Consider the following 17,145-nt stretch of genomic DNA (forward strand, 5'->3'; position numbering starts at 1 on the left):
GAGCGTCCGGTCCGGTGCCTTCGGCGTCCGGCGTCCGGCCCGCTGCCGACGGCGTCCCGCCCCGTGCCTACGGCACCCGGTCCAGCAGCAGAACCGCCACGTCGTCCGTCAGCTCGCCGCCGTTGAGCTCACGGACCTCGTTCACCGCCGCCCGCAGCAGCTGCTCGCCCCGCAGACCCTCGGCGAACTGGCGGCGGACCATCTCCGTCATGCCGTCCTGGCCGAGCCGTTCCCGGCCCTGGCCGATGTGGCCCTCGATCAGGCCGTCGGTGTAGAGCATCAGGCTCCACTCGGCACCCAGCTCCACCTGCATCCGCGGCCAGCGGGCGCCGGGCAGCAGGCCCAGGGCCGGTCCGTTGTTGTCGTACGGCAGCAGGCGGGCCGGTTTGCCCGGGCGGGCCAGCAGCGGCGACGGGTGACCCGCCAGGCACAGGCCCGCGCGGCGCCCGTCCGGCGCGATGTCCACCGTGCACAGGGTCGCGAAGATCTCGTCGTCGGCCCGCTCGTGCTCCAGCACCTGCTGGAGTGTGCCCAGCAGCTGGTCGCCGCACAGCCCCGCCAGCGTCAGCGCGCGCCACGCGATCCGCAGTTCCACCCCGAGGGCGGCCTCGTCCGGGCCGTGCCCGCAGACGTCGCCGATCATGGCGTGCACGGTGCCGTCCGGCGTCCGCACGACGTCGTAGAAGTCACCGCCGAGCAGGGCGCGCGAGCGGCCCGGGCGGTAGCGGGCGGCGAACCGCAGTGAAGAGCCCTCCAGCAGTGGCGTCGGCAGCAGACCGCGCTCCAGGCGACGGTTCTCCTGCGCCCGCAGCCGGCCCTCGGCGAGCCTGCGCTCGGCCGACTCGGAACGCTTGCGCTCCACCGCGTAGCGGATCGCGCGGCTCAGCAGCCTGCTGTCCAGCTCGTCGCGGAAGAGGTAGTCCTGGGCGCCCACCCGCACCGCCTCGGCGCCGCGCTCGGCGTCGCCCGACGCGGTCAGCGCCAGGACGGCATGCCGGGGCGCGAGCTCCAGCACGTGCTTGAGCACGGCGAGCTCGTCCTCGGAGTCGCTGTGGCCCGGCGCGGGCAGCGCCAGGTCCAGCAGAATGCAGTGGACGTCGTCGGTCAGCAGCCGTCCGGCCTCGGTCAGATTGCGGGCCGTGCGGACGCGGATCGGCTTGCCCGCCTGGTCGAGCATGTCCGGCACGATCGGCGAACCGGCCGGGTCGTCCTCGATCAGCAGCAGCGTCAGGTTGGTGTGGGCGGTGTGGTTCTCCACCTTGTCCGTGGTGTTCCCGGCGGCGTCCGGCGCGCGGCCCTCCGGCGAGGTGTCCTTCACGGGCTCCTCGGCGGATCCGGCGCGCGGGGACGCGGCCTGCGCCTGACCACTCTCCGCGGCCGGGATCGCTCTCTGCCGCGGTATGGGTACGGGCATCGTCTTGGGTTCCTTCCCTCCCCCCGAGGGCATGGCGGGGGCGAGGGACCTCGACCCACCGACGGGGACCATAGCGGGTGTCGGCGCCGCATAGGAATGGTGTGAGCCACGCCGCTGCGCCACCGGCCAGTGTCATATGCCGCGATATGCCCCGCAGTTGGACAGCTCGGAGATGCTGCGGGGATGACGAACGTCACGTCGGCGCGCGGGGCGCGCGCCGGGGGGCGTGCGGTGGGTCACGTGGGCCAGGTCACCGCGGGTGCCCGGTATCCGGTGTGTCTCGTCCGGCCGCCGTCCGCGATCAGTTGGCGCCGACGTCCGGGCGCACCACTCCGAGGATGGGCATGGTCCCGGCCCCCGCGATCGTCACGGTCCGCCCGGGCCGCGGCGCGTGCACGATCGCCCCGTCACCGATGTACATCGCGACGTGGCTGGCGTCACCGAAGTAGATGACGAGGTCGCCGGGCCGCATGTCCTGGACGTCGATGTGCCGCAGCTGCTTCCACTGCTCCTGCGAGGTGCGCGGAATGCCGCGGCCGGCCGATATCCAGGCCTGTGACGTCAGCCCCGAGCAGTCGTACGTCTCCGGGCCCTCGGCGCCCCACTGGTACGGCTTGCCGATCTGCGCCGTGGCGTACTCCACGGCCTTCTTGCCCTGCTCGGAGGCCTTGCCGTCGATCTCGTCGAGGATGCCGGAGTCGAGCCAGGCGGTCTGTGCCTTGTTCGCGGCCTCCTTCTCCAGCTCGGCGAGACGCTCCTGCTCCTCCTTCCGGAGGGCGGATTCGAGCTTCTCCGCCTGCGCGATCTGCTTCTCGAGCTTCTTCTGCGCGGCGGCCTTGGCCTTGCGGCCCGCCTCCAGCTTCGTCCACTGCGCGGAGGCGTCCTTGGCGTACTGCTCCAAATCCTCCTGGGTCCGGGTCACTTCGCCGAGCAGGCCCTTGGTCGCGTGGTGGCCCTGGCGGACCCGGCCCGCGCCGTCGAGGAAATCCTGCGGATCGTCGCTCAGTGCCAGATGGGCCTCGGGTGGCAGCCCGCCGCCGCGGTACTGGGCGGCGGCCGCGGCTCCCGCGCGGTCCTTCAGCTTCCGCAGCTTCTCCTGGCCCTTGACTATCTTCTCGGCCAGTTCCACGACCTCGGCGGACTGCTTGTCCGCCTTCTCCTCGGCGGCGTTGTACTCCTCGGTGGCGCGGCCGGCGGCGCGGTACAGCTCGTCGAGCTTCTTGCGCACGGCTTCCAGGTCCTTGCCGGGCGTGAGCGCCGGACCCGCGCTCGGGGTGGGTGAGGGGGTGGGGCTCGCGAATGCCGTGCCGGGTACCGCCAGCACCGTGACCGCGCAGACCACGGCCACCGCCGTCGCGATCAGGCCACGCTTGCCCGTGCCCATACCTCGTCCCCCAAACTGATTAACCGTCAGTAACGTGCGGTTTCGCCTGGGGATGCTGCCATGTCGGCTCGGAAAGCGACAGAGGTAGTACTTCCCGCCACCCCCTCGCCGGTATGCCCCGGCATGAAGATCTCCCAGATCCCCCCGCCTGTGTGACGAAGGACTGAGAGAGATCGTTCCGGCCGGGCCCGCCCCGTCCACGGGCTGCGGAGCCAGGCGCCGGGTCGCGGGAGTCAGGCCGCCGGGGCGAAGGGGCCAACTGAAGGCGTCAGGCCCCGGGCCGAAGGCGTCAGGCCTCGGGCCGGAGGAGTCAGGCGCCGGGCGGGAGGCGTCAGGCCTCGGGCCGGAGGAGTCAGGCGCCGGGCGGGAGGCGTCAGGCCTCGGGCCGGAGGAGTCAGGCGCCGGGCGGGAGGCGTCAGGCCTCGGGCCGGAGGAGTCAGGCGCCGGGCGGGAGGCGTCAGGCCTCGGGCCGGAGGAGTCAGGCGCCGGGCGGGAGGCGTCAGGCCTCGGGCCGGAGGAGTCAGGCCTCGGGCCGAAGGCGTCAGGCCTCGGGCCGGAGGAGTCAGGCCCGGGCCGTTGAGGTCAGGCGTGCGGGGCCAAGGCCTCCCACCGCACCGTCACTTCTCCCTGGCGCCACCGCATCGGCCCGTCCGTCACCGGCCAGTCGGCCGTCAGGTCCCGTACCGTCCGGATCCAGCGCTGCCGGGCGCCGTAGGAGGCGTAGGGCGCGGCGGCCGCCCAGGCACGGTCGAAGTCGCGCAGGAAGGCGTGCACCGGCTCGCCGGGGACGTTGCGGTGGATGAGCGCCTTCGGCAGGCGTTCCGCGAGGTCCGAGGGGCGGTCCAGGGAGCCCAGCCGGGTCGCGAAGGTGACCGTGCGGGGTCCCTCCGGGCCGAGCGCGACCCACACGTGCCGGCGTCCGATCTCGTCGCAGGTCCCCTCGACCAGCAGCCCGCCCTGCGAGCCGGTCGCCGGGTCGGCCGCCGCGAGCCGCCCGCACAGCCGCTGCCATACGGCCGCGACCTCGCCCTCCTCGTACTGCCGCAGTACGTTCGCCGCGCGGACGAGCAGGGGCCGCTGCGGGATGGGGATCTCGAAGCCGCCGTGCCGGAAGACCAAGCCCGTCCGCTCGTAGGGCAGCGCCGCCGCGACCCGGGCCGGTTCGATCTCGACGCCCACCACGCGCGCGCGTGGCGCGACCGTGCGCAGGCGGTGCAGCAGCTCGACGGCCGTCCAGGGGGCGGCGCCGTACCCGAGGTCGACCGCCACCGGGTCGGCGGCGCGGCGCAGCTCGGCGCCGTGCGTGGCCGCGATCCAGCGGTCCATGCGGCGCAGCCGATTGGGATTGGTCGTCCCGCGCGTGACCGTGCCCAGGGGTCGGGTCGCCGCGCGGGATGTCATACGTACGAGGTTAAGGGCCCTCGGCTCCGGTCAGGGGGCGAGGTGCCGCCGCCAGTGGGCGGGACGCCCGGAGCGAGGACGGTCACTCAGTCCTGGCGGACGACGTCGCGGCCCGGGCCGCCGGAGAGTGTGTCCCTGCCGGGACCGCCGTGCAGCCTGTCGTCACCGCTGTTCCCCCACATCAGGTCGTCACCGCCGTTGCCGTACAGGACGTTGTGGCCCCGGCCGCCGTGGAGCTCGTCGTTGCGGTCCCCGCCGGAGACCGTGTCGTCGCCGTCGTCGCCGCGCAGGATCTGGTCGCCCTTGCCGCCGCGGAGGATGTCGGCGCCCGCGCCGCCGTCCACGAACGAGCCGCCGCGGTCGGAGCGGAGGGTGTCCGCGCCGTCGCCGCCGCCCGCGTATGCCAGGGCGCCCGCCGTGAGGGTGTCGGCCAGGGCTGTGCCGAGTACCGGCGCCAGGACCGATGCGCGTAACGGGCGGTGGCGTCGGGCGGAGCTAGCGGGCATGGGAATCCTCCGTGAGGCAGTCGAGGCGTTCGAGATGTTCGAGGCAGTCGAGGCAGCGAGGCATTCGCGGCGGTCGTGGATCCTTCTGTGGGGGTGACTGGCGCGGTGGGCGCCCAGGTCTCCGTTCCACCGGAGTCGTCGGACGGAATTCACCTTCTGGTCACGCACCCGGAGCCGACGGGGCCCACGCCCTCCCGCCCTCGAACGGTTGAGCGACCAGCGGTAATGTTTCGGTAAAACTCCCGAATCAGGAAATGGAGTTCCTCCTTCCGGTGTTGGACCCCGTCGGAGGGCGCCGTGCGCTCTGCGACAGGCATGCCCCGAGCGAGGAGGAACGCCACGTGAGCCAGTACATCGGCAGGCTCGGCCGGCGCTCCGCGTCGTCCCCCGCGCGCCTGCGGCTGCACCGCAGGCCACGCCGCGTCGCGATGCTCTCCGTGCACACCTCCCCGCTCCACCAGCCGGGCACCGGCGACGCCGGCGGCATGAACGTCTACATCGTGGAGCTCGCGCAGCGCCTCGCCGCGCAGGGCGTCGAGGTCGAGATCTTCACGCGCGCGACCGCCGCCGCCCTCCCCCCGACCGTCGAGCTGGCCCCCGGCGTCCTCGTCCGGCACGTCGACGCCGGGCCCTACGAGGGCCTCAACAAGGAGGACCTCCCCGCCCAGCTGTGCGCCTTCACCCACGGCGTGATGCAGGCCTGGGCCCATCACCGCCCCGGCCACTACGACCTGGTCCACTCCCACTACTGGCTCTCCGGCCACGTCGGCTGGCTCGCCGCCCAGCGCTGGGGCGTCCCGCTGGTGCACGCCATGCACACCATGGCCAAGGTCAAGAACGCCAACCTGGCCGACGGCGACACCCCCGAACCGGCGGCCCGTGTCATCGGCGAGACCCAGATCGTCTCCGCCGCCGACCGCCTCATCGCCAACACCACCGAAGAGGCCGACGAACTGGTCCGGCACTACGCGGCCGAGATCGACAAGGTCGCCGTGGTCCATCCCGGTGTGAACCTCAGCCGCTTCTCGCCCGCCGACGGCCGCGCCGCCGCCCGGGCCCGGCTCGGCCTGTCCCAGGACGCGCTGATCCCGCTCTTCGCGGGCCGTATACAGCCCCTCAAGGCCCCCGACGTGCTGCTGCGGGCCGTCGCCGTCCTCCTCGACGAGCGCCCCGAGCTGCGTTCGCGCATCCTCGTGCCCGTCGTCGGCGGACCCTCCGGCAGCGGTCTCGCCAAGCCCGAGGGCCTGCAGAAGCTGGCCGCGCGCCTGGGCATCGCGGACGTCGTACGGTTCCGCCCGCCGGTCGGTCAGGAGCAGCTGGCGGACTGGTTCCGCGCCGCTTCCGTACTGGTCATGCCCTCCTACAGCGAGTCCTTCGGACTGGTCGCCATAGAGGCGCAGGCGGCGGGCACCCCGGTGCTCGCGGCGTCGGTCGGCGGTCTGCCGGTCGCCGTACGCGACGGGCACACCGGCTTCCTCGTCCGCGGGCACGATCCGGCCGACTACGCGCGCGTGCTCGGCGCTTTCGCCGACGACCCGGAGCTGACCACCCGGCTGGGCGGGCAGGCCGCCCGGCACGCCCAGTCCTTCGGCTGGGACACGGCCGCCGCCGCGACGGCCGACGTCTACACGGCCGCGATGCAGGCGCACCGCCGTCGCGTACGCTCGCTGTATGGGTGAAACCGACCAGGAACAGCGTGCGGCCCAGGTCGTCGAAGGAGTGCTGAAGGACGCCGAACTGGAGTGGGAGAGCCCCCAGCCCGGCACCTACGTCGCGCAGCTTCCGGGCAGCCGCAAGCTCAAGACCACGGTCTCCCTGATCGTCGGCCGCCACTCGCTGTCCCTGAACGCCTTCGTCATCCGCCACCCCGACGAGAACGAGCAGGGCTTCCACCGCTGGCTCCTGGAGCGCAACCTCAAGCTCTACGGCGTGAGTTACGCCGTCGACCAGCACGGCGACGTCTACCTCACCGGCCGCCTCTCCCTGTCCGCCGTCACCGCCGACGAACTCGACCGTCTGCTCGGCCAGGTCCTGGAGGCCTCCGACGGCGCCTTCAACACCCTCCTGGAGCTGGGCTTCGCCTCGGCGATCCGCAAGGAGTACGAGTGGCGGGTGTCGCGGGGGGAGTCCACGCGCAACCTGGACGCGTTCGCCCACCTCACGCAGCGCCCCGAGCGCTAACCGGCCCGGTAACGCCCCGGCGGCACACCGACCAGCCTGCGGAAGTGCCGCGTGAGGTGCGACTGGTCGTAGAACCCGGCCGCCACCGCCACCTCGCCCGGTGAGCGCCCCTCCAGGAGCAGCCGCCGGGCGCGCCCGACCCGCAGGGACGTGAGGTACTGGTGCGGGGCGATGCCGTAGGCGGTGCTGAACGCCCGTACGAGATGGGCGGGATGGGCGCCGAGCAGCCCGGCGGCCTCCCGCAGTGCGACGCCCTCGACGATCCGCTCGTCCAGCAACTCGCGCAGCCGCCGCGCGAGAACGGGGTCGACCGGCCGGGCGGAGACGGGATCGCCCCGCAGATGTCCGCGCAACCGCTCCCCGACGAACAACAGCCTGCTCTCCGCCTCCAGTTCCTCACCGGGTTGTGCCAGCGCGCCGTGCAACTGCCCCACCCGCCGCCGCAGCAGCGGATCGCGCACATCGGGCCGGTCGACGGCGGCCCTGATGAACTCGTCCCCGAGATGAGTCCCGTCGAGGTACAGCACCCGCTTGCGGAAGCCCTCCGCAGTGACGGGGGAGCCGTTGTGCGGAACGTGCGGCGGCAGCAGCGACACGGTGTCGTGCGGGGTGCCGTGCTCGTGCCGGTCGAGGTCGTACCGCACGGCGCCGGCGTCCACGATCAGCAGCGTCCAGGCGTCGTGGACGTGCATCGGATAGGCGTATTCGGTGAACCGCGCGTGGAAGACCTCGACGACACCCTGGACGGCGGGCCGCCAGGCGGAGACGGTCCGCTGCCGGTCCGGCACGTTCGTGCGCGGGGACTTCGGTGTCGGTGCCCTGGGCGGGGAGGCCATGCAAAAAACGTACAAGACCCCGGCAGGGGCCGCCGGGCACGCTCGGACCATGGACACGATCACCGAACCCCTGCGGCCGGAGCCGATCCGATTCGACACGAAGATCGCCGTGCTGCTGCGCGCGGACCTGGAGCCCTGGCAGCGCCTCAACGCAACATCGTTCCTGGTCAGCGGTTTGGGAACCCGCCTTCCCGAGGTGATCGGCGAACCGTACGAGGACGCGGACGGCGTGCCCTACCTTCCCATGTTCCGCCAGCCCGTCATGGTCTTCGAGGCCACGAAGGAAACGCTGACCACCGCCCACGCCCGCGCCCTCTCCCGCGCCCTGCCCCGCGCGCTCTTCACCTCCGACCTCTTCTCCACGGGCAACGACCGCGACAACCGCGCCGCCGTACGGGCCGTGCCGACCGCGGAACTGGACCTCGTGGGACTCGCGGTCCACGGCCCGAAGAACGCCGTGGACAAGGTGGTGAAGGGGGCGCGGATGCACCCGTGAGCACCGGGCGCGGGCGCGAGGACGACCAAAGTCGCGGGCGGGTAGACCAACGGCCGACGACAGGGCGGTGGCCTCCCGCGGAGACTCCTGCCATGGAGGAAGCCAGGAACGCTCCCGCGCGCAAGAACCCCCGGACGCAGGCGGGCCAGGCGACGGAACTCGCCGAATCGGCCTGGGCCATCGTGCTCTTCTGTGTCGCCTGCGGAGCCGTGGCGGGCGCGCTGCTCCCGCTCCTCGCCCGCCTGCTGCTCGCCCTGCCGTGGGCACCGCTCGAAGGCCCGGCGGAACTGCTGACCTCGGTCCCGGAACCGGCCCTCAGCCTCGGCACGATCGCGGTGGGCGTGCTCGGCGGCCTGCTGCTCGGCCTCTCGGCGGCACACGAGTCGCTGTCCGTCCACGTCTGCGACACCCACGTGACCCTGACCATCAGGGACAGCGCCCGGGAGTTCACCCGCGAGGAGATCTCCGTGTTCTTCCGGGACGGCAGGCAACTGGTCCTGCTCGCCCCGGACGGCCTCGAACGCGCGCGGGAGCACTGCGGCCTGAACTGGCGGCGCCTCACGGACGCCCTCACCGCACACGGCTACGCCTGGGAGGAACAGGACCCGTACCACGCCGAGTTCCGCCGCTGGGTGCCCGGCACCCCCGGTCTGCCCGCGGGCGCGGACGCCCTGCTGCAGGCCCGCGCCCGGGCCCGCGAGGACGAGCACGCCGGCGAGGCCCGGGAGCTGCGCGGGGAACTGCTGCGGTTGGGTGTGGTCGTGCGGGACGAGGAGAGGCGGCAGTACGTCCGGGTCGTGACCGGGAGCCGCGCGGCCTGAACGGGCGGCTCCTCAGGGCGTACAGGCCGCGGCGATCGACAGGCTCTTCTCGTACAGGTGGTGGCGGGTGATCCGTCCGCCCTCGACGGTGAGCCGCAGCGCGAAGGGCCCCGAGAAGGACTTGCCGGTCGCCCGGACGGTCCCGGAGAGATGCCCCGTCAGCACGGCGTCCGTCCCGTCGACCAGGAAGGTGTCGACGGACGCGCGGGCGTCCTCGGGGACGGTGTACCGGGCCAGCTCATCGGCCTGCGCCGCACATTCCGCGGCGGTGGACCGGGGCCGGATCCAGGGGACGGCGGGGTTCTCGGCGAGCATCCAGTCGACCTTGTCGGCGAAGAGCGCGGTGAGGCCCTCGGTGTCTCCGGCGAGGCGGAGTTCGAGGAACGTCCGGACGGTGGAACGGGTGGCTTCCGCGATGTCGGCAGGCGTCATGGAACCCAGCCTGCCGGGGCGACCGGGGTGCGTCGATTACCTGGGAGGTAAACAGGGCCACCGCTGCTGGTGGGTTCGGGGCGGGTTCGGAGTGGATCCGGGGCGGGCCCGGGGATGGGGGGCCCGGGGATGGGGCCGGAGGGGATCCAGGGCGGGCCGCGGTGGACCCGGGGATGGGTCTGGTGGATGGGTCTGGGGAGGTCCCCGAAAGGGTCTGGGGAGGTCCCCGGACGGGGCTGGGAGAGGCCGGGGGTGGGCTCGGGAGAATACCGATCCTAGAATCGAACGTATGAACGATACAGAGTCGCGGCTCGCGCTGCTCCGCTTCCTGGAGCGCGTGCAGGAACGCGACCTGGCACGCACCCGTCGGTGGATCGCGGACGAGGAACGCCGCCAGGCCGAACGCCGACGCGGCCTCCTGGCCCGCCCGCCCGCGCCGGACTGGCTGATCGAGCGCGGCCTGTCCGGGCAGGAAGCGGTGTACGTCCACGTCGGGGGCTGCTGGAACGCGGGCGGGCGCAGCAAGGGCGTCGACCGCGACCGTGCCCGGCGGGCCCTCGCCGACGGGATCAAGGCCTGCCCGCAGTGCCGTCCGGACACGGAACTCGGCTTCGTGGACGGCTAGAGCGGCCGTAGCGGAGCGGCCCGCGTCATCTCGGGGCGGAAGACCGGAACTCTCCGGCTCACCCCGCACCGACCTCCGGCTGCTGCCGCGCCCCCACCGACGGCTCGGCCACCTTGTCCTCCCCCGGCACCTGCCGCATGAGCACGGCGTACCCCGCCCCGGCCGCCGTCCCCACCACCGCGCACAGCCCCCACAGCCACTCCGCCCCGAACCGGTCGATGACGAACCCGGACAGCAGCGGGGCGACGAGGGCGGCCACGGACCAGGACATCGTGTACATGCCCTGGTAGCGCCCGCGCCCCCGCACCGGCGACAGCCGTACGACGAGACCCGTCTGCGTCGGCGCGTTGACGATCTCGGCCAGTGTCCACACGCACACCGTCATGGCGATGACCCCCACCGACCCCGCGAAGGCGGTGAGCGCGAAGCCGTACCCCGCGAGGACGGACGAGACGACCAGCAGCCGGCGGGGGTCCCGGTGTTCGATGAAGCGGGTGACCGGGATCTGGAGGACGACGATCAGCACGCCGTTCACGGCGATCGCCATGCCGTACTCGGCCGGAGTGAAACCGGCCTCTCCCATCGCCACCGGCAGCCCCACCGACCCTTGCTGGAAGATCAGCGCGACGAGGAAGGACAGCCCGACGACGCTCATGAACCGCCCGTCGCGCAGTACGGTGCGCAGGCTCACGGAGTCGCCCCGGACGCCCGCCGTCACCGGCGTCTCGACGGGCTTGGACTCCGGCAGCCGAAGGAAGACGAGGATCGCGCAGAGCATCGTCATCCCCGCCTCGATCAGGAACCCGGCGCGGTAGCTGACCTCGGCGATGAATCCGGCGGCCATGGAGGACACGGCGAAGCCGAGGTTGATGGCCCAGTAGTTGAGGGAGAAGGCCCGGATACGGTCCTCGGGCCGGACGATGTCGGCCATCATCGCCTGCACGGCGGGCCGCGAGGCATTGCTCGCCATGCCGACGAGGAAGGCGACCCCGGCGATCGAGACCGGGTCGCGCACGAAGCCCAGCAGTGCGACGGACGCGGCGGTTGAGGCCTGCGCGATCAGCAGGGTCGGCCGCCGGCCCAGCCGGTCGGTCATCACCCCGCCGCCCAGCGAGGAGATCACCCCGCCCAGCCCGTGCAGGGAGGCGACCAGACCGGCGTACGTGGCGGAGTAGCCGCGGTCGACCGTCAGGTACAGCGCCATGAAGGTGGCGACGAACGCGCCGAGCCGGTTGACCAGCGTGCTGGTCCACAGCCACCAGAACTCGCGCGGGAGACCGGAGACCGTCTCCCGGACGGCACGTCGGGCACGCAGGGCGTACGGCATGGATCCCCCGGAGGCAACTGATGACGGCGTCGCTCGTGAGCAGCGCTCGCGGGCAGCGCGTGCAAGCCCGCGTGTAAGCAGCGCTGTCAGCATGCGCAAATTACAAGCCGTCCATCGCCGCAGGCCACTCAATTAACAGATCCAGTCAAACGTCCGCCTGCCGGGCAGCCACGCGAACGGGCGAAAGCGTGGATTACGCTCTGAGGCATGGCCGACGCACCGTACAAGCTGATCCTCCTCCGCCATGGCGAGAGCGAGTGGAACGCGAAGAACCTGTTCACCGGCTGGGTGGACGTCAATCTCAACGAGAAGGGCGAGAAGGAGGCGGTCCGCGGTGGCGAGCTCCTGAAGGACGCCGATCTCCTCCCCGACGTGGTCCACACCTCCCTCCAGAAGCGCGCGATCCGCACGGCCCAGCTGGCCCTGGAGGCCGCGGACCGCCTCTGGATCCCGGTCCACCGCTCGTGGCGCCTGAACGAACGCCACTACGGCGCCCTCCAGGGCAAGGACAAGGCCCAGACCCTCGCCGAGTTCGGCGAGGAGCAGTTCATGCTGTGGCGCCGGTCCTACGACACCCCGCCCCCGCCGCTGGACATCGACGCCGAGTACTCCCAGTTCTCCGACCCGCGCTACGCGACCCTCCCGCCGGAGCTGCGCCCGCGCACGGAGTGCCTGAAGGACGTCGTCGTCCGCATGCTCCCGTACTGGTTCGACGCGATCGTCCCCGACCTGCTGACCGGCCGCACGGTCCTGGTCGCGGCCCACGGCAACTCGCTCCGCGCCCTGGTCAAGCACCTGGACGGCATCTCCGACGCGGACATCGCGGGCCTCAACATCCCCACCGGCATCCCGCTCTCCTACGAACTCGACGCCGAGTTCAAGCCCCTGAACCCGGGCGGCACCTACCTGGACCCGGACGCGGCAGCGGCCGCCATCGAGGCGGTCAAGAACCAGGGCAAGAAGAAGTAAGCAGCGCTGAAGAAGCCCCCTGCCTGCGGGTTGTCCGCTGGTAGGGGGCTTCGCAAGCCTCCGGCGCACTCACCAGTCAGGCAAGGGAGTTGTTTCCCTCGTCGGAACGTGGACCCTCGGGGCCGAGGCGATACTCGTCCCGCTCGCGCCAGCCTTTCCCGTCCCAGGTGATGAGTTGCACCGTGTCGACCTCGCACCGCAGCGGCAGCAGTGGTGCGAGGTCGGACTGCAATGTGTCGTACGCCGCGTCCTGGGTCGCCGGGCTCTCGTGGTTCGCGATCGTCAGGTGGGGGTCGAGGCCGGGGCCGAAGATCCCCCGGTACGGCACCAGTTCGGGCCAGCGCCGGGTGAGGTCCGTGGTGAGGGCCTTGACCGGGGCGTGAGGGTGCGGGTCGAGGTAGAGGACACCGGGGTAACGGCCGAAGCCGGCGAACGTCAGGGTGAACGGAGGGTGCCCGGCGAGGATGCCGGACAGGTCGCGGTGGGCCGGGTCGTCCAGACGGCTTTCGTGCACGAACGGATAGAGCACCGTCACATGGGCCGGGAATCCGGCCCGGACCAGCGGATCGGCCTCCGGAATCCTGATGGTGAGCGCCGTGTCGCCCGGTATGTCCGGCCACCCGTCCGACGTCCGCTCGCTCCGCGCCCCGCTCTCCTCCGCGATCACCACGCTTCTCATGATCACAGGAGTGTTGACGGGGGTCTTCCACGACGTGGGAAGAAGCCCAGCCCTCCAACCCCCGCCCTCCAACCCCCGCCCTGTCCTCTCCTCATGGTGCTTGTTCGGACGGCCACGTCGACATCGCATCGACATCGCGGGATGCGGACGCCTGACGGGCATGGGCTGATGGTCGAGGCCGCGCAAATCGGCTGACAGCCCGAAGCCGGGCAGGTCCCGACCGGGCCCCGATATTCGGTGGCGGCCCGGCCCCGCCCGGTCCACCATGCCCGCATGGCCTCAGGCGAGCACACCGGCGAAGCAGTGGCGTCCGCAGCCTCGGATCCGACTCGGTGGACACGGGCGACCGTCTACCCGGACATGTGGGTCGACCCCGAGATCGACGGCCGCGTCGGGCAGTGAGCCCCCTCCGGAAAAAACTTCGGGGGCGATGTCGAGAACCCGCGCCCGGCTCCGTCCCCGGGGTGAAGGCGGCCAAGATGGGTCGCACCAGCACCGAGGAGAACCACGATGGCCAAGTACCTGCTTCTGAAGCACTACCGCGGCGCCCCGGCGGCGGTCAACGACGTACCCATGGACCGGTGGACGCCGGAGGAGATCTCGGCCCACGTGCAGTACATGCAGGACTTCGCGGCGCGGCTCGAGAAGACCGGAGAGTTCGTCGACGGCCAGGCGCTCGCCCCCGAGGGTGCGTGGGTCCGGTACGACGGTGAGGGGCGTCCGCCGGTCACCGACGGCCCGTTCGCCGAGACCAAGGACCTCATCGCCGGCTGGATGATCATCGACGTCGACGGCTACGACCGTGCCGTCGAGCTGGCCGGCGAGCTGTCGGCGGCCCCCGGGGCGGGCGGCAAGCCGATCCACGAGTGGCTCGAGGTGCGCCCCTTCCTCACCACGCCCCCCACCATCACGGAGTGACCCCACCCATGGACGAGGCGCTGCTGCGCAGCTCACACCCGGCGTGCTCACGATCCTCGTCCGCCGCGGAGCCGACTTCGCGGCGGCCGAGGACGCCGTGCAGGAGGCGCTGATCGAGGCGCTGCGCGTCTGGCCCGCCGATCAGCCGCGCGACGCCAAGGGCTGGCTGGTCACCGTGGCCTGGCGCAAGTTCCTCGATCAGTCGCGGGCCGACAGCGCCCGCCGCCGGCGTGAGAACCTCGTCGAGGAGGAACCGGCGCCCGGGCCCACGCCCGACGTGGACGACACGCTCCAGCTCTACTTCCTGTGCGCCCACCCCTCGCTGACGCCGTCGTCGGCGGTCGCGCTCACCCTGCGCGCCGTCGGCGGTCTCACCACACGGCAGATCGCCCAGGCCTACCTGGTTCCCGAGGCGACGATGGCGCAGCGCATCAGCCGCGCCAAGCGCACCGTCTCCGACGTGCGGTTCGAGCAGCCCGGCGATGTCGCCACCGTGCTGCGTGTCCTCTACCTGGTCTTCAACGAGGGCTACTCCGGCGACGTCGACCTCGCCGCCGAGGCCATCCGGCTCACCCGGCAGCTCGCGGCCCGGATCGACCACCCCGAGGTGGCCGGGCTGCTCGCCCTCATGCTGCTCCACCACGCCCGGCGCGCCGCCCGTACCGCACCCGACGGCAGCCTGGTGCCGCTCGCCGAGCAGGACCGCGGCCGGTGGAACACGTGTCTGATCGCCGAGGGCGTCACGATCCTCCAGGCGGCCCTGGCCCGCGACCGGCTGGGCGAGTTCCAGGCGCAGGCCGCCATCGCGGCCCTCCACGCGGACGCGCCGACCGCCGAGGAGACCGACTGGGTGCAGATCGTCGAGTGGTACGACGAGCTCGCGCGTCTGACCGACAGTCCCGTGGTGCGGCTCAACCGGGCGGTGGCAGTCGGCGAGGCCGACGGCCCGCGGGCCGGCCTCGCGGCGCTCGCGGCCCTGGACGACTCGCTGCCCCGCCACACCGCGGTGGCGGCATACCTCCACGAGCGCGACGGCGACCTGGACACGGCGGCCCGGCTGTACGCCGAGGCGGCGCACAAGGCTCCCCACCTCGCCGAACGCGACTACCTGACCCGCCAGGCGGCCCGCCTCAACGCCGGCCGGCGCCGCTGACGGGCCGCGTGCGGCGGCAGGTCACCGCACCGTCAGCGGCACGGGGTGCACCTCGTCCGCCTTGTGCCCGGCGCGCTCGTGAATGCGCTGGACCGCTTCGGCCGAGGGGGCCTCGGAGAGGCAGTAGACGTGCCCGGACTCCGGGTCCGCCCAGGCCATCTCGAAGTGGACCTGCTCGTCCTTCTCAATCGCGAGGTCCGCGTTGTGGGCTTCACGCAGCTGTTCTTCCGTGATGCCTTCCATGCCGCGATGTACATCCATGAACTTGGGCATGCCTCGGGTCTCCTTCCTGGCACGGCGCTCGCCCGCGCCACCTTGCCTCCCCTTCATGCTCCGCCCGTAGGGCCACCCGGGCGACTCCAGGCCCGCGGTCCAAGGTCCACGGCCCGACGCCGTAGGGCCCCGGCGACACCGCCGGAGCCCTACAGGTTCCGCGAACAACGTGCCGGCGTCAGCCGCACTGGCAAGGGCTGCCCGACTGGCAGCCGCAACCGCACCCCGATCCGCAGCCGCACGCGGCGATCAGGGGCAGGCTCCTGATTTCGGCGGGCTGCTCGGTCTCGCGCTGCCGGGCGGGGTCGGGCGTGGTGCTGGGGGATTCGGACATGGGTCCCTCCTCGAGGCTGGTGCCTGTGCCCATTGGACGCCCGTCCCGCTGGGCGCATCAACGGCGCACTGAGGCGCCCGCGCGCCCCAGCCGGTCCCCGCCCGCCCCCGGCAGCAAGACGCGTCCGCCCCGGGCTGGGAGACCGGTCCGCCCCGGCTGGGCAGCCGGTCCGTCCCCGGCCGGGACACCTGTCCGTCCGCCCTCCACCGCGAGCGGCGCGGGCACCGGCCGCGCCGGCGACCGGTCCGCCCTCACCGGGAGACCCGTCCATCCGGGCCGGTCCCCGGCACCCGCCCCACCGGCGCCCGCCCCCGGCGCGGCACGGCGCCCTGGCCGATCCCCGCCCGCCCCCGGCAGCAAGACGCGTCCGCCCCGGTCCGGGAGACCGGTCCGCCCCGGCTGGGCAGCCGGTCCGCCCCCGGCCGGGAGACGCCTCAGCCCCCAACCGGAGACCGGTCCGCCCTCACCGAGAGACCCGTCCGCCCGGGCCGGTCCCCGGCACCCGCCCCACCGGCACCCGCCCCCGGGGCGCGGCGCGGCGCCCGGGCCGGTCCCCGGTGCCCCCCGGCTCGGCGCCCCGTCAGGCGCTCTCCGCCCCCGAGACCGCCTGGATCTCCGGCTGCGCATCCGCCTGGAGCTCGTCGGCGTGCTCGCCCGTCACCAGGTACACCACGCGCTTGGCGACCGACACCGCGTGGTCGGCGAACCGCTCGTAGTAGCGGCCCAGCAGCGTCACGTCCACGGCCGTCTCGATGCCGTGCTTCCAGCGGTCGTCCATCAGGTGCTGGAACAGGGTGCGGTGCAGCAGGTCCATCTCGTCGTCGTCCTGCTCCAGCTGGAGCGCCAGGTCGACGTCCTTGGTGATGATCACCTCGGCGGCCTTCGCCATCAGGCGCTGCGCGAGCTGGCCCATCTCCAGGATCGTGGCGTGCAGGTCGCTCGGGACCGCGCGGTTCGGGTAGCGCAGGCGCGCGAGCTTCGCCACGTGCTGGGCGAGGTCGCCCGAGCGCTCCAGGTCGGCCGACATCCGCAGCGACGTGACGACGATGCGCAGATCCGTCGCCACCGGCTGCTGACGGGCCAGCAGGGCTATGGCCCGGGCCTCCAGGTCGTGCTGGAGCTCGTCGACCTTCTGGTCGGCCTCGATGACGTTCTCGGCCAGCTTCAGATCGGAGTCGAGCATGGCGGTCGTGGCGCGCCCGATCGCCGACCCGACCAGCCGGGCCATCTCCACCAGACCGTCGCCGATCGAGTCCAGTTCCTCGTGGTACGCGTCCCGCATCAGGCTTTCCCTCTCGTGCGTCTCAGTCAGGGGTCCAAGGGCCGGGGCCACCGGTCAACCGGCGGTACGACCGTCGTACTACCAACGGTCCGAACCCCACGCTCCCACGTTCCG

At 72.5% G+C, this 17,145-nt stretch carries 19 protein-coding genes and 1 pseudogene; 9 read left to right on the forward strand and 11 right to left on the reverse strand.

The genetic code is table 11. The features are described 5' to 3' along the window. Window positions 1–67: 67 nt before the first annotated feature. From QNO09_RS30355 to QNO09_RS30370, 4 genes are all read right to left on the reverse strand, one after another. On the reverse strand, window positions 68–1,414 hold the full coding sequence (locus QNO09_RS30355; RefSeq protein WP_283973458.1) for a PP2C family protein-serine/threonine phosphatase: 1,347 nt from the start codon (window positions 1,412–1,414) through the stop codon (window positions 68–70). Window positions 1,415–1,715: 301 nt separating this feature from the next. After that, window positions 1,716–2,798 (reverse strand): C40 family peptidase, encoded by a 1,083-nt coding sequence (locus QNO09_RS30360; protein ID WP_283973459.1) that lies wholly within the window; start codon window positions 2,796–2,798, stop codon window positions 1,716–1,718. 582 nt (window positions 2,799–3,380) lie between these two features. After that, window positions 3,381–4,199: a class I SAM-dependent methyltransferase gene (locus QNO09_RS30365; RefSeq protein ID WP_283973460.1), complete on the reverse strand. Its 819-nt coding sequence runs from the start codon at window positions 4,197–4,199 to the stop codon at window positions 3,381–3,383. Window positions 4,200–4,285: 86 nt separating this feature from the next. After that, complete coding sequence (locus QNO09_RS30370) at window positions 4,286–4,705, reverse strand: calcium-binding protein (RefSeq protein ID WP_283973461.1); 420 nt, start codon at window positions 4,703–4,705, stop codon at window positions 4,286–4,288. Window positions 4,706–5,046: 341 nt separating this feature from the next. On the opposite strand from QNO09_RS30370, the gene mshA reads away from it, so the two are divergent. Together mshA and QNO09_RS30380 are read left to right on the forward strand one after the other, a co-directional pair. Beyond that, the gene (gene mshA / locus QNO09_RS30375) at window positions 5,047–6,384 is read left to right on the forward strand and encodes a D-inositol-3-phosphate glycosyltransferase (RefSeq protein WP_283973462.1); all 1,338 of its coding nucleotides are present in this window, start codon (window positions 5,047–5,049) and stop codon (window positions 6,382–6,384) included. Next, window positions 6,377–6,886 carry a type III secretion system chaperone family protein gene (locus tag QNO09_RS30380; RefSeq protein ID WP_283973463.1) on the forward strand — a complete coding sequence of 170 codons (510 nt, stop codon included), beginning with the start codon at window positions 6,377–6,379 and terminating at the stop codon, window positions 6,884–6,886. Before mshA ends, QNO09_RS30380 begins: the two co-directional genes overlap by 8 nt. Here QNO09_RS30380 and QNO09_RS30385 read toward each other — a convergent pair. Then, on the reverse strand, window positions 6,883–7,722 hold the full coding sequence (locus tag QNO09_RS30385; RefSeq protein ID WP_283973464.1) for a helix-turn-helix transcriptional regulator: 840 nt from the start codon (window positions 7,720–7,722) through the stop codon (window positions 6,883–6,885). The genes QNO09_RS30380 and QNO09_RS30385 overlap by 4 nt on opposite strands. Window positions 7,723–7,771: 49 nt before the next feature. On the opposite strand from QNO09_RS30385, the gene QNO09_RS30390 reads away from it, so the two are divergent. Continuing rightward, window positions 7,772–8,218 carry a DUF2000 family protein gene (locus QNO09_RS30390; protein ID WP_283973465.1) on the forward strand — a complete coding sequence of 149 codons (447 nt, stop codon included), beginning with the start codon at window positions 7,772–7,774 and terminating at the stop codon, window positions 8,216–8,218. A 92-nt stretch (window positions 8,219–8,310) separates the two neighbouring features. Next, the gene (locus tag QNO09_RS30395; protein ID WP_283973466.1) at window positions 8,311–9,039 is read left to right on the forward strand and encodes a YqeB family protein; all 729 of its coding nucleotides are present in this window, start codon (window positions 8,311–8,313) and stop codon (window positions 9,037–9,039) included. A gap of 12 nt (window positions 9,040–9,051) precedes the next feature. Here QNO09_RS30395 and QNO09_RS30400 read toward each other — a convergent pair whose 3' ends face one another. Beyond that, window positions 9,052–9,471 (reverse strand): nuclear transport factor 2 family protein, encoded by a 420-nt coding sequence (locus QNO09_RS30400; protein ID WP_283973467.1) that lies wholly within the window; start codon window positions 9,469–9,471, stop codon window positions 9,052–9,054. A gap of 289 nt (window positions 9,472–9,760) precedes the next feature. On the opposite strand from QNO09_RS30400, the gene QNO09_RS30405 reads away from it, so the two are divergent. After that, window positions 9,761–10,096 (forward strand): DUF6233 domain-containing protein, encoded by a 336-nt coding sequence (locus QNO09_RS30405; protein ID WP_283973468.1) that lies wholly within the window; start codon window positions 9,761–9,763, stop codon window positions 10,094–10,096. 58 nt (window positions 10,097–10,154) lie between these two features. Here QNO09_RS30405 and QNO09_RS30410 read toward each other — a convergent pair whose 3' ends face one another. Next, the gene (locus tag QNO09_RS30410) at window positions 10,155–11,423 is read right to left on the reverse strand and encodes an MDR family MFS transporter (RefSeq protein ID WP_283973469.1); all 1,269 of its coding nucleotides are present in this window, start codon (window positions 11,421–11,423) and stop codon (window positions 10,155–10,157) included. A gap of 207 nt (window positions 11,424–11,630) precedes the next feature. Here QNO09_RS30410 and QNO09_RS30415 point away from each other — a divergent pair, with 207 nt between their 5' ends. Beyond that, window positions 11,631–12,392, forward strand: a complete 762-nt coding sequence (locus QNO09_RS30415; protein ID WP_283973470.1) for a phosphoglyceromutase — start codon at window positions 11,631–11,633, stop codon at window positions 12,390–12,392. Window positions 12,393–12,468: 76 nt separating this feature from the next. On the opposite strand, the gene QNO09_RS30420 is transcribed toward QNO09_RS30415, so the two are convergent. Further along, the gene (locus tag QNO09_RS30420) at window positions 12,469–13,071 is read right to left on the reverse strand and encodes a 2'-5' RNA ligase family protein (RefSeq protein WP_283973471.1); all 603 of its coding nucleotides are present in this window, start codon (window positions 13,069–13,071) and stop codon (window positions 12,469–12,471) included. 273 nt (window positions 13,072–13,344) lie between these two features. Between QNO09_RS30420 and QNO09_RS30425 the strand changes: the two genes are divergently transcribed. The 3 genes and pseudogenes from QNO09_RS30425 to QNO09_RS30435 all read left to right on the forward strand — a co-directional run bounded on the left by QNO09_RS30425 (window position 13,345) and on the right by QNO09_RS30435 (window position 15,142). Further along, entirely contained in the window at window positions 13,345–13,473 is a 129-nt protein-coding gene (locus QNO09_RS30425) for a hypothetical protein (RefSeq protein WP_283973472.1), read from the forward strand. Between the two features lie 108 nt (window positions 13,474–13,581). Continuing rightward, entirely contained in the window at window positions 13,582–13,989 is a 408-nt protein-coding gene (locus QNO09_RS30430) for a YciI family protein (RefSeq protein ID WP_283973473.1), read from the forward strand. An 8-nt stretch (window positions 13,990–13,997) separates the two neighbouring features. Further along, window positions 13,998–15,142, forward strand: a pseudogene (locus QNO09_RS30435) (RNA polymerase sigma factor). A gap of 21 nt (window positions 15,143–15,163) precedes the next feature. On the opposite strand, the gene QNO09_RS30440 reads toward QNO09_RS30435, so the two are convergent. From QNO09_RS30440 to phoU, 3 genes are all read right to left on the reverse strand, one after another. Next, entirely contained in the window at window positions 15,164–15,415 is a 252-nt protein-coding gene (locus QNO09_RS30440) for an SCO4226 family nickel-binding protein (RefSeq protein ID WP_053670838.1), read from the reverse strand. 178 nt (window positions 15,416–15,593) lie between these two features. Continuing rightward, window positions 15,594–15,749: a hypothetical protein gene (locus tag QNO09_RS30445; RefSeq protein WP_283973474.1), complete on the reverse strand. Its 156-nt coding sequence runs from the start codon at window positions 15,747–15,749 to the stop codon at window positions 15,594–15,596. A 580-nt stretch (window positions 15,750–16,329) separates the two neighbouring features. Beyond that, entirely contained in the window at window positions 16,330–17,031 is a 702-nt protein-coding gene (gene phoU, locus QNO09_RS30450; RefSeq protein WP_283973475.1) for a phosphate signaling complex protein PhoU, read from the reverse strand. Between the last annotated feature and the right edge of the window lie 114 nt (window positions 17,032–17,145).

Origin of the sequence: Streptomyces sp. 378, from assembly GCF_030124145.1 — a bacterium.
Taxonomy (GTDB): domain Bacteria; phylum Actinomycetota; class Actinomycetes; order Streptomycetales; family Streptomycetaceae; genus Streptomyces.